Genomic DNA, 11,246 nt, shown 5'->3' on the forward strand with positions numbered 1-11,246 from the left:
CCCGGCCCAACTTCGCGCAGGTGCCCGCCTCTGCGCCACCCGGCGTGACGCCACCCACAACCGCTACGCCATCCTAGGATGATGCTGTCGACTTCCCTGGAGCAAGCTGCCGACCGGCAGCGGTCAGGACCGACGCCGGCCGATCGCCTGGATCTCGATGAGCAGGTGCGGGTGCGGCAACTGGTGTACGGCGACGGTGGTGCGGGTGGGGCCGGTCTCGTCGAAGTACTCGGCGTAGACCTCGTTGTAGCCACCGAAGTCGTTCATGTCGACCAGGTACGTGGTGATCTGGACGAGGTCGGTGAGGTCCGCTCCGACCGAGTGCAGGATGTCGCGGATGTTGTCGAGAACGGCGCGGGTCTGGGCGCGGATGTCGAGATCGGTGACGCCCATCGCGTCCACCGCCGCGCCGACGATCGTGTTGTCCGGTCGGCGGCTCGACGTACCCGAGACGAAGATCAGCTCACCGGCGAGCTTGACATGCGGGAACCGGCCGCGTGGCGTGGCCTTGCCCGGCACGACTCCGTGGTGGCGCCCGGCCGCCTCGCTGCCGCCGGTCACGACCCGACCCGCAGCGACGCCGTGCCGAGCCGCTCGACGGTGACCCGCACGTACGATCCGGCCCGCAGCGGTACGGCGGCCGTCGCCGCGCCGGCGAGCAGGACCGAGTTGTCGGCCAGGTCCACACCGCTGGCGTCGGCGAGACGGACCGCGTCGGACAGCGCTCGCCGTGGATCGCCGAGGATGGCGGCCGTCGAGCCGACCTGGACCACCCGCCCGTCGACCTCCAGCAGCACGCCGAGGTTGTCGATCCCGTCCGGCATCAGCTGCCAGGCGCCGAGCACGAAGCCACTGGCCGAGGTGTTGTCGGCGATGACCTCGGGCAGCGTGAAGCGGAAGTCGACGTACCGGGAGTCGATGACTTCGATCGCCGGGGCGACCGCCGTGATGGCACCGCCCTCGACGAGGAAGGCGACCTCCGGTTCGGCCTTCGGATGGATGTGGTCGCCGAGCCTGATGGTGCCGCCGTCCGGGATCCGCATGGCGTCGGTGAGCCGGCCCCAGATGACCTCGTCGACGCCCATCTGCGTCATCTTGGCCCGGCTGGTCAGCCCCAGCTTCAACCCGACGGGACGTTCACCACGGGACAGCCTGCGGTCGACCACCGCCTGCTGCACGCGGTAAGCGGTGGTCACGTCCAGCCCGGTCTCGGCACCGAACGATGGGACTGGGGTGCGGCTGGTCGCCGCGCCGTCGAGGCGTACGGCGAACTGGTCGACGATGCTCATTAATCTCCCTCGGTGCCGGTGGTGGCGGTCGCCAGGTCGAGGGCGACGTCGACGATCATGTCTTCCTGCCCGCCGACCATGCCGCGGCGACCCAGTTCGACGAGGATCGAGCGGACGTCGACCCCGTAGCGGTGCGACGCCCGTTCGGCGTGCCGGAGAAAGCTGGAGTAGACCCCGGCGTAGCCGAGGGTGAGCGTTTCCCGGTCGACCCGGACCGGCCGGTCCTGCACCGGCCGGATCAGGTCGTCGGCGGCGTCCATCAGCGCGAACACGTCACAGCCGTGGTCCCAGCCGTGCAGGTCGGCCACGGCGACGAACACCTCCAGCGGCGCGTTTCCGGCACCCGCGCCATGTCCGGCCAGGGACGCGTCCACCCGGGTGGTGCCGTGCTCGACCGCGGCGACGCTGTTCGCCACGCCGAGGGACAGGTTGTGATGCGCGTGGATACCGATCTGCGTGCCCGGGTCGAGGAGCTGCCGGTACGCGTCGACCCGCTCGGCGACGTCCCGGGTGAGCAGCCGGCCACCGGAGTCGGTGACGTAGACGCAGTGGGCGCCGTACGACTCCATCAGCTTCGCCTGCTGCGCGAGTGCCGTCGGGTCGGTCATGTGCGCCATCATCAGGAACCCGGACACGTCCATGCCGTTGTCGCGCGCCCACCCGATGTGCTGGGCGGAGATGTCCGCCTCGGTGCAGTGCGTGGCGATCCGTACGCTCGTCACCCCCAGGTCACGTGCGGCCTTCAGGTCGGCGATGGTGCCGATGCCGGGCAACAGCAGGGTGGTCAGTTTCGCGGTGCTGACCGTCTGCGCCGCCGCGGCGATCCAGTCCGCGTCGGAGGCGGCACCGTGCCCGTAGTTCACGCTCGATCCGGCCAGGCCGTCGCCGTGCGCGACCTCAATCGCCGCGACACCGGCCGCGTCGAGGGCCGCGGCGATCGTCCGGACCTGGTCGACGGTGAACTGGTGCCGGACGGCGTGCATGCCGTCGCGCAAGGTCACGTCCTGGATGTACAGCCCGCTCACGCGGACACCTCCCGTCCGACGCGGGACGCCACCATCCGCTCGGCGGTGCGCAGCGCGGCCGAGGTCATGATGTCGAGGTTTCCGGCGTACGCGGGCAGGTAGTGCCCGGCCCCGGACACCTCCAGGAACACCGACACCTGTACCCCGGTGAACCGGGCACCCAACGCGGGCACGTACGCGTCGACCTCGTCGAACTGCACCCGCTGCTTCAGCCGGTAGCCGGGCACGTAGCCGGCGACGGTGGCCACCATCGCCTCGACCGACGCCGCGACAGCCGCCCGGTCGACGTCCCGGTCCGGGCACAGGCAGTAGACCGTGTCCCGCATGATCATCGGCGGCTCCGCCGGATTCAACACGATGATGGCCTTGCCGCGGTGGGCACCGCCGACCACCTCGATCGCCCGTGCCGTCGTCTCGGTGAACTCGTCGATGTTCGCCCGCGTTCCCGGACCGGCCGACCGGGACGCGATCGACGCCACGATCTCCGCGTATCGCACCGGCGTCACCCGGCCGACCGCCGCGACGACGGGGACGGTGGCCTGACCGCCACAGGTCACCATGTTCACGTTCGGCTCGTCCAGATGCTCGTTCAGATTCACCGGCGGCACCACGTACGGGCCGACGGCGGCCGGGGTCAGGTCCACCACCAGCCGGCCGTGCTCACGCAACAGCGCGGCGTGCCGGTGGTGCGCCCCGGCCGACGTCGCGTCGAACACCAGCCGCACGTCGGCGAACTCCGGCATCGCCAGCAGCCCGTCGATCCCGTCGGCGGTCGTGGCCACCCCGAGCCGGCGGGCCCTGGCCAGGCCGTCGGAGTTCGGGTCGACCCCGACCATCGCCACCATCCGCAACGACTCCGACAACCGCAACACCTTGATCATCAAGTCGGTGCCGATGTTGCCCGACCCGATCACCGCCACGCCCGTGGTCATGCCGTCTCCCCCACCTCGAAGCAGGCCCGGACCGAGCCCAGGCCGGAAATCCGTGCCTCGTAGGCCGCGCCGGCGGTGACCGGCACCATCGGCCCGAGCGCCCCGGAGAGCACCACGTCGCCGGCGACCAGCGGCGCGCCCGCGACGGCCAGCGTCTGCGCCAACCAGGCCACCGCGTGCACGGGATTGCCGAGGCAGGCAGCGCCGGCCCCCACCGACACCGGCTCGCCCGCGTGTTCGAGCACCATCCCGGCCAGCCGCAGGTCCACGTCCGACAGCCTCCGGGGCTGGTCACCGAGGACGAACAGGCCCGACGAGGCGTTGTCGGCGACGGTGTCCACGATCGAGATGTCCCAGCCCGCGATCCTGGAGTCCACGACCTCGATCGCCGGCAGCACGTGGTCGGTCGCCCGGATCACGTCGGCGACCGTCACCCGTTCGAACGGCAGGTCGGCACCCAGCACGAACGCGACCTCGGCCTCCACCCGAGGTTGCAGCAGCCGACCGCGGTCGATCTCGGCGCCGTCCGGGACGGCCATGTCGGCGAACAACACCCCGAAGTCCGGCTGGAAGACGCCGAACGCCTGCTGCACCGCCGCGGACGTCAGGCCGACCTTCGCGCCGACCCGGCGACGGCCCGCCGCCTCCCACGCGACGACCTGCGCCCGCTGCACCTGGTACGCCGCGTCGACGTCCCCGGCCGGCAGCACCTCGCCACGCAGCGGCGGCACGGGTTTCCCGGTCTCGTACGCGGTGCGCAGCAGGGTCGCGGCCCGGGCGACATCAGTCATGACAGATCCACACAGACATTCGTCAGTTCCGAGTAGAAGTTCAGCGAGTGGACGCCACCCTCACGGCCGACGCCGGAGGCCTTCACGCCACCGAACGGCGTGCGCAGATCCCGCAGGAACCAGGTGTTCACCCACACGATCCCGGCGTCCATCCGCGCACCGGCCCGGTGCGCCCGGCCGACGTCCCGCGTCCACACGGTGCCGGCCAGGCCGTACTCGCTGTCGTTAGCCAGCGCGAACGCCTCGTCCTCGTCCTCGAACGGTGCCACGTGGCAGACCGGGCCGAAGACCTCCTCCCGGTTGACCCGGGCGTCGGGCTTCAGGCCGGTCAGCACGGTCGGTTGGACGTACGCGCCGCCGTCGCGGGCATCGCCGAACCCGGGGACACCGCCGCCCGCGAGCACCGTGGCGCCCTCCGCGCGGGCCAGGTCGTAGTAGCCCAGCACCTTGTCCCGGTGCTGGTGGGAGATCAGCGGCATGGTCACCGTCGCCTCGTCGGCAGGCCAGCCGTACGCCAACTCGTCGGCCCGCTCCGCCAGGCGGGTCACGAACTCGTCGAACACCGGCCGCTGCACGAACAGCCGTTCCGTGCACAGGCACACCTGACCACCGTTGGTGAACGACGACCGCACTGAGCCGGCGACCGCGGCGTCGAGGTCCGCGTCCGCGAAGACCAGACCGGCGTTCTTGCCGCCCAGTTCGAACGAGACCGCCTTGACCCCGTCGGCCGCCGCCCGCATGATCGCTGCGCCGGTCGCCGACTCGCCCGTGAACGTGATCGCGTCCACCCCCGGATGCCGGGTCAGGAACTCCCCCGCCGAACCCGGCCCGAACCCGTGCACGACGTTGAACACGCCGTCGGGCACCCCGGCGGCCGCCATCACCTCCGCCAGCAACGTCGCCGACGACGGCGTCTCCTCCGACGGCTTCACCACCACCGCGTTGCCGCAGGCCAGCGCCGGCGCGACCTTCCACGTCAACAGCAGCAGCGGCAGGTTCCACGGCACGATCACCGCCACCACGCCGACCGGCTTACGCACCGCGTAGTTCAGCGCCCGTCCGCCGCTCGGTGTCACCGTCGTGAACGACTCCGTCGGCGCGGTCGAGACGATCTCCGCGAAGGCCCGGAAGTTCGCCGCGCCGCGTGGGATGTCCAGGGTCCGGGCCTGCGCGATCGACTTGCCAGTGTCACCGACCTCCGCCGCCACCAGGTCGGCGAACCGACGCTCCAGCTCGTCGGCGACCCGGTACAACACCGCGGCGCGCTCGCGCTCCCCCATCCGGCCCCACGGCCCACGGAGCGCCGACCGGGCCGCCGCGACGGCGGCGTCCACGGTGGACTCGTCGGCCTCGGCGACGTACCGGATGGTGTCTCCGGTGACCGGGGAGACCTTCGTGAAGTGCGGGCCGGAGGTGTCGAACTCGCCGTTGACGAAGTTCGGCAGCACGGTCGGCTCGCCGGCCGGCCGGCCGGCGAGCAGGCTGGGGGACCAGAGCCCGTCGGTCATCAGGCGTACCTTTCGGTCAGGCGGTGATGGACGCGGTGTCGGCGGCCTCGTCGGCCCCGCTCTCGGCGACCAGGGCTACGACAGCGGCGTCCACGGTGGGCTCGCCGGCCACCGCGGCGGCGGCCTCGTCGGTGACGACAAGCACGGTGGTGCCGACGCCGACGTTCAGCGGGTCGACCGCCACCAGGTCGGGGCCGTCCGGCCGGACCCGGATCAGGACGAGCCGCCGGCCCTGCAACGACGGCAGGATCCGGTCCGCCCACACCTTGCCGACGACCTCACCGAGGACCATCAGCTCGCTCCGGGCAGGGCGGCCATGACCTCACGGATCCGGGCGGTTTCCGGGTTGTCGAGCAGCGCTGCGGTGTTCGGGTGCGGCTTGGGATAGACCTGCGAGCTGCGCAGCTCGCCGTGGGCGCGGATGGCGGCCTCGCCGGCGGCGACGGCCTGCCGTACGGCGGCGAGCGTGCCGCGTACGGCGACGGCCAGGTAGCCGCTGGTGACCCGTTCGACGCCGACGCACCGTACGTCCGCGGTTTTGATCATGGCTTCGATGCCGGCCGAGAGGGCCACGACGCCTCGGGTCTCGACGATTCCGATCGCGATGTCGGAGGACATGTCTGGTTCTCCTTACCGGTGGGTCAGTTTCCGACGAGTTGGGGGTCGGCCGCCAGCGCGCTGACGGCGTCGCAGGGGCTGGCGAAGACGATCGAACGCACCGAGCGGCTCTTGGCCCGGGCGGTCTCCTCGCCGATGTCGACGGCTTCCTCGACGGTCGCGAGGTCACCGCGGACGGCGACGGCGACGATCCCGCCGCCGAGCCGGACCACCTTGGTCACCTCGACCTCGGTGGCCTTCACCATCGCGTCGACGGCGTCGAAGATGGGGGTGAAACCTTCGGCCTCGACGAAGCCCACGGCACTGTTGCGCATGCTCTCTCCTCTAGTGGTGGTCTGGCAGGTTCCAGGACACGACGGCGCCGCCGGTGCCCCAGATCGGGCCGTAGGCGTGCAGATGTGCCGGACCGGTGGCCGCTTCGGCACCGGCGGCGAAGGCGAGTGCCCGGAACTGGCTGTCGGCCTGCGCCTGCCGGGCGAATTCCTCACGGACGGCGAGGACCTCGTCGACCTTGCCGGCGGTGAGCAGGTCGAGGATCCGGGTGTTCCACTGCTCGTGGCCGGGTGCGCCGATGCGGTCCTGGCCGGGGTCGATCCACTGCTGGATGAGTCCCGAGGACATCCCGGTCACCACGACGACCGCGGCGCGCAGGCCGGCGTCGCGGGCGGCGGCGGCACCGGCCCGACCCACGTCGGCGAGGGTCTCGGCGTCGGCGTAGAGGTTGCAGGAGACCTGTGCCCAGCGCAGTTTCCGCTCCGGGTCGAGCAGGGCGGAGGTGACGATGGTGCCGGTGTCGATCGGGAACCCGTCGTAGCGGGTCCGCCGGGCCTGCATTCCCCCGGCCTGCACCCGCGCGGCCCACCGTTCGGTGAAGTCGACGTCGAACCGCAGGTCGTAGTCGAGCAGGCCGTAGTCGTAGGCGTACCAGTTCTCGTCGACGTGCTGGCCGCGTGGGTTGGGGTCGCACTGGAACTGGTGACCGAGGACGGTGAACCACTGCGTCGACAGCAGCAGCACCACGTCGGGTTCGAGGCGCCGCAGCCGGGCGCCGACGTCCCGGGCCGCGTCGGCGAGCGCCGACCAGCTCGGTGCCGGTTGGTCGGCGAGCAGATGGGGCATGCCGGGTAGCAGCGCCCCGGCGAGAATTCCGGTTCGGTCAGCCATGGTGGCTCCCCTCGGGCAGCCACTCCACCACCGCGTTGCCGGTGCCGATGATGGTGCCGTAGCCGAGCACGTCACCGCCGACCTTGGGCCAGCCCATCGCGGCGAGCATCCAGGTGAGGCTGCCGGCCTTCGTCTCCGAGGCGGTCGCCTCGATGTGTTCGGGGATGAGTTCGCGCAACGGTGCGGTGGGGCCGCGCCGGATCGCCTCCAGCAGCTTCATGTCCCACCGGTACTGGTGGTTGTTGTACGGGTGTTCCCGTTCCATGTCCTCGGGCAGCTCCGGCTCCTCGTGCCAGTGCAGGTGCGACAGCGAGTTGGAGGCGAGCAGGACGGCCCGCCGGCCGGTGGCCTCGACCGCCCGCCGGGTGGCCTCGCCGAGCACCTCCATCTCCTCCAGCGACGCGTCGGAGTAGAAGTACGGGTTGTTGTTGGCCGACAGCGAGACCACCGGGATGTCCCAGGCCGGGTTCGCCAGGTGCAGCGCGCCGATGGTGGCGTAGTCGACGCGTACCCGGGGGTCGCGCAGCGTGCGGGTGACAAGTCCGAGTCCGGCGGCCTCGTCGGCGATCGCCTCACCGAGTTCGACGTCGGTACGGAAGTCGTAGCGGTAGCGGAACAGGTGCGGGAAGATCGGCTCGACGGAGATACCACGCGGGTTCGGCACGCAGTTGACGTGGTGGCCGACCATCGTGATCCAGTGCGGGGCGTGCACGATGAGCACGTCCGGTTTGTGCACCTCACGGATGCGGGTCCGTAGCCGCTCGTACGCCCAGCGCAGCGTCTCCCAGCCGCCGGTGGAGCGCGGCTCGTTCTGCGGCGGGTTCTCGGCGTAGATCAGGTGTGGTGGGTGTGGGCTGAGGCAGCCGGCGACGATGCCGCAGCGCGGCGGGGTGGCGGTCGGCTGTGGTGCCCGTGCGGCGGTGGTGGCGCCGCCCCGGGCCGGCGGCAGCGGCACCCGGAAGACCTTGCTCATGACCATCCTTCCCCGGCGAGCACCCGCACGTAGCTACGGTCGTGCGGGGCGGTGCCGAGAATCTGCAGCCCGTCGTCGTCGAGGGCGAGTTCGTCAGCGGCCAGTGCCGCGTCGTGCCGGATCCAGGCCCGCAGCGGGGCCGGGTGTGCGCCGTGCACCTCGACGAGGGTGTCCTCGGCGAGGTCGCTGTCGGCGGCGACGTACGCCAGACGTCGCCGCCCCCGCTGCCCGGTGTAGGCCGGGTTGGCGGTGACGGTGGTCCGCAGCCAGCGCCGCTCGTCGCGCAACCGTTGCCGGTTGGCGGCGGTCGCAGCGACGTCGACGTCGCCGGCCGGGTCGAGTTCGACGCCGTAGCGCCGCCGGGCCTCGGCAACGGTCAGGTACTCCTGGGCGACGTCCTCGGCGACGTCCTCGGGCAGCCGTTCCAGCGGGTCGCCCCAGCCGCCACCGCCAGCCGACTCCATGACCAGTACGTCACCGGCGCGCATCGGGAAGCCGGCGACCTTGCCGGGGGTGGCGAAGTCGACCCGCTCGCCGTCCGCGCGCCGGATGTGGGTCACCGTCGGTGCGCCGGGCCCGCCGTTGCGCAGCCCGTATGGCGGGACGGTGGTCCGGTCGGTCTGCACCGAGTAGGCGCCACCGCTGGCCAGCAGGCGGGTTTCCCGGCGGCTGCCGAGCCCGCCGCGACGGACCCCGTCGCCGCACGAGCCGGTCCGCAGCTCGCACGCCTCGATGAGAATCGGGATCTCGGTCTCCAGTCGTTCGACGGACTGGATGGTGGAGATGTCGCCGAGGTCGACCGGGTTCATCGCGCTGGGCCCGTCGGATTCGAGGAATCCGCCGTTGCCACCGGCCGGGTAGTCGTAGTAGAGGTAGGGCCGCCCGGTGTGCTCGTCGACGCCGCCGATGAGGTTCTGGAAGGTGGTGCCGAACTGGTCGGCGGCGATGAGGTCGGGTGCCACCTGGCTGAGGGCGGCCATCACGGCCGAGATGACCCGCTTGCGGACCTCGCTGTGCGCGTTGGCCGGGGCCGGGTAGCTGACGTGCACGACGGTGCCGGGTTCGGTGAGCACCCGCAGCGGCCGGAACGCGCCGTGGTTGACCAGGCCGCCGGGGTCCAGTGCCGACTTGACCGCGATGAAGACGCCCGCCACGGTCATCGCCCGCGAGGAGTTCACCACGGCCGCCACCTGGGTCGACGAGCCGCGGAAGTCGGCCTCGATCTCGTCGCCGTCGACGGTGAGCGCACAGCGGACGATGGCGGCGTCGTACCGGCCGTCGGTGTAGAGGTCGAGGTAGTCCTCGTAGCGGTAGGTGCCGTCGGGCAGGGACCGGATCATGGCGCGCAGCCGCTGCTCGGTGCGGTCCATGTTGGCCGCGACGGATTCGCCGATCAGGTCGACGCCGTGCCGGGCGACGAGTTCCCGCAGCCGGCGTTCGGCCGTGTGGCAGGCGGCGATGCTGGATTCGAGGTCGCCGCGGCGTTCCTCGGCCATCCGCACGTTGGCGAAGACGATGTCGAACGCGGCCCGGTTGGGCCGGCCCTGCTCGATCAGCCTGATCGGCGGGATCCGCAGCCCCTCCTGGAGGATCTCGGTGGCCTGGCCGGAGACGCTGCCCGGGGTCATCCCGCCGATGTCCGCCCAGTGCATGCGTACGCAGGGGAAGAGAAAGAGCTTCCCGTCGACGAAGACCGGGCTGATCAGGGTGACGTCGTTGAGGTGGCTGCCGCCACGGTAGGGGTCGTTGACGATGTAGAGGTCACCGGGACGCATCTCGTCGGCGAAGTCGGCGAAGATCTCGGCGACCGAGGCCGGCATGGCGATGACGTGACCGGGCATGTCCCGGCCCTGGGCGACCATCTGACCCTGCGGGTCGAACAGCGCGCAGGAGAAGTCCTGCGCGTCGGCGATCACCGGCGAGTGCGCCGTACGGAAGATCGTCTGTCGCATCTCCCGGACGATCGAGATGAGACCTTCGGTGACGACTTCCAGGTCGATCGGGTTCACAGTCATGCGGATGCCTCACTGGTTCCGGCTCGATCCCGGTCATGGACTGGACCATATTGTGGTCCTAGAGTTATATTATGAAACCTAGCAACCGAGAAGGTGGGAAGCAAGATGTCGTACGCCACTGACCCCGGCCCGGACGACGGGCCGGCCCCCCGCGAGTCCGGCACGCAGGCGCTGGACCGCGCGCTCAGCGTGCTGCTCGCCTTCCGCGGCACCGACACCGAGCGCAAGGTCAGTGACGTCAGCCGTGAGCTGGGGCTGCACAAGTCGACCGCCAGCCGGCTGTTCCGTGCCCTGGCCGACGCCAACTTCCTGCAGCGCAACGAGGAGAACGGGAACTACCGGCTCGGGGTCACCGTCTTCGAACTCGGTGCCCGCTACCTCGCCGGCCTCGACCTGCACGCCGTCGCCCGTCCCCTGGTGCACCGGCTGGCCGAGGAGGAGGGTGAGAGCGTCAACCTGTCGGTCCTGGAGGGCCTCGACGCGATCTCGATCCACGTGGTGCAGGGCACCCGCAACCTTCAGCTCGTCTCCCGGCTCGGCCGCCGCATCCCGCTGTGGTGCAGCGCCGCCGGCAAGGCCCTGCTGATCGACCAGGACGACGCGCACCTGCGCAGCACGCTGGCCAGCGCACCGTTCACCGCCCTGACCGCCAACACGATCACCGACCTGGACACCTTCGTCGCCCGGATGGCGACCGTCCGGCAGCAGGGCTGGGCCCTCAACGACCAGGAGAGCGAGGAGGGACTGCGGGTCGTGGCCGCGCCGGTCCGCGACCGCCACGGCCGGGTCACCGGCGCGATAAGCGTGTCCGGCCCGATCTTCCGGCTCGACGAGGCACGGGTGGCGGAACTCGCCGCGGCGGCCTGCCGGACCGCCGACGAACTGTCCCGGCAGCTCGGGTACGGCTTCGGCGACGTCTGGGGCGACTGAC

At 71.2% G+C, this 11,246-nt stretch carries 13 protein-coding genes; 1 reads left to right on the forward strand and 12 read right to left on the reverse strand.

Annotation, left to right across the window (positions count from 1 at the left end; genetic code table 11):
- Window positions 1-123: 123 nt before the first annotated feature.
- From O7597_RS29620 to O7597_RS29675, 12 genes are read right to left on the reverse strand one after another with little or no spacing between them, the layout of a single operon-like run.
- Window positions 124-561 (reverse strand): RidA family protein, encoded by a 438-nt coding sequence (locus O7597_RS29620; RefSeq protein WP_269741976.1) that lies wholly within the window; start codon window positions 559-561, stop codon window positions 124-126.
- Window positions 558-1,289: a 4-oxalocrotonate decarboxylase gene (locus O7597_RS29625; protein WP_269741977.1), complete on the reverse strand. Its 732-nt coding sequence runs from the start codon at window positions 1,287-1,289 to the stop codon at window positions 558-560. The genes O7597_RS29620 and O7597_RS29625 overlap by 4 nt, the downstream gene beginning before the upstream one ends.
- Window positions 1,289-2,314: a 4-hydroxy-2-oxovalerate aldolase gene (gene dmpG, locus O7597_RS29630; protein ID WP_269741978.1), complete on the reverse strand. Its 1,026-nt coding sequence runs from the start codon at window positions 2,312-2,314 to the stop codon at window positions 1,289-1,291. Before dmpG ends, O7597_RS29625 begins: the two co-directional genes overlap by 1 nt.
- Complete coding sequence (locus O7597_RS29635; RefSeq protein ID WP_269741979.1) at window positions 2,311-3,246, reverse strand: acetaldehyde dehydrogenase (acetylating); 936 nt, start codon at window positions 3,244-3,246, stop codon at window positions 2,311-2,313. Before O7597_RS29635 ends, dmpG begins: the two co-directional genes overlap by 4 nt.
- Window positions 3,243-4,037, reverse strand: a complete 795-nt coding sequence (locus tag O7597_RS29640; protein WP_281581406.1) for a fumarylacetoacetate hydrolase family protein — start codon at window positions 4,035-4,037, stop codon at window positions 3,243-3,245. The genes O7597_RS29635 and O7597_RS29640 overlap by 4 nt, the downstream gene beginning before the upstream one ends.
- Window positions 4,034-5,545 (reverse strand): 2-hydroxymuconic semialdehyde dehydrogenase, encoded by a 1,512-nt coding sequence (locus O7597_RS29645; protein ID WP_281581407.1) that lies wholly within the window; start codon window positions 5,543-5,545, stop codon window positions 4,034-4,036. The genes O7597_RS29640 and O7597_RS29645 overlap by 4 nt, the downstream gene beginning before the upstream one ends.
- Window positions 5,546-5,561: 16 nt before the next feature.
- Complete coding sequence (locus O7597_RS29650; RefSeq protein WP_269741982.1) at window positions 5,562-5,837, reverse strand: EutN/CcmL family microcompartment protein; 276 nt, start codon at window positions 5,835-5,837, stop codon at window positions 5,562-5,564.
- The gene (locus O7597_RS29655; RefSeq protein WP_269741983.1) at window positions 5,837-6,163 is read right to left on the reverse strand and encodes a BMC domain-containing protein; all 327 of its coding nucleotides are present in this window, start codon (window positions 6,161-6,163) and stop codon (window positions 5,837-5,839) included. The genes O7597_RS29650 and O7597_RS29655 overlap by 1 nt, the downstream gene beginning before the upstream one ends.
- Window positions 6,164-6,186: 23 nt before the next feature.
- Window positions 6,187-6,477, reverse strand: coding sequence for a BMC domain-containing protein (locus tag O7597_RS29660; protein ID WP_269741984.1), 291 nt, complete (start codon window positions 6,475-6,477; stop codon window positions 6,187-6,189).
- Window positions 6,478-6,487: 10 nt separating this feature from the next.
- Window positions 6,488-7,327, reverse strand: coding sequence for a 2-amino-5-chlorophenol 1,6-dioxygenase subunit alpha (locus O7597_RS29665; protein ID WP_269741985.1), 840 nt, complete (start codon window positions 7,325-7,327; stop codon window positions 6,488-6,490).
- Entirely contained in the window at window positions 7,320-8,300 is a 981-nt protein-coding gene (locus O7597_RS29670) for a tRNA U-34 5-methylaminomethyl-2-thiouridine biosynthesis protein (protein ID WP_269741986.1), read from the reverse strand. Before O7597_RS29670 ends, O7597_RS29665 begins: the two co-directional genes overlap by 8 nt.
- Window positions 8,297-10,315: a hydantoinase B/oxoprolinase family protein gene (locus tag O7597_RS29675; RefSeq protein ID WP_281581408.1), complete on the reverse strand. Its 2,019-nt coding sequence runs from the start codon at window positions 10,313-10,315 to the stop codon at window positions 8,297-8,299. The genes O7597_RS29670 and O7597_RS29675 overlap by 4 nt, the downstream gene beginning before the upstream one ends.
- A 105-nt stretch (window positions 10,316-10,420) precedes the next feature.
- On the opposite strand from O7597_RS29675, the gene O7597_RS29680 reads away from it, so the two are divergent.
- Window positions 10,421-11,245: an IclR family transcriptional regulator gene (locus tag O7597_RS29680; RefSeq protein WP_281581409.1), complete on the forward strand. Its 825-nt coding sequence runs from the start codon at window positions 10,421-10,423 to the stop codon at window positions 11,243-11,245.
- Window position 11,246 lies beyond the last annotated feature (1 nt).

This window comes from Verrucosispora sp. WMMC514 (assembly GCF_027497295.1).
Classification (GTDB): Bacteria; Actinomycetota; Actinomycetes; order Mycobacteriales; family Micromonosporaceae; genus Micromonospora; species Micromonospora palythoicola.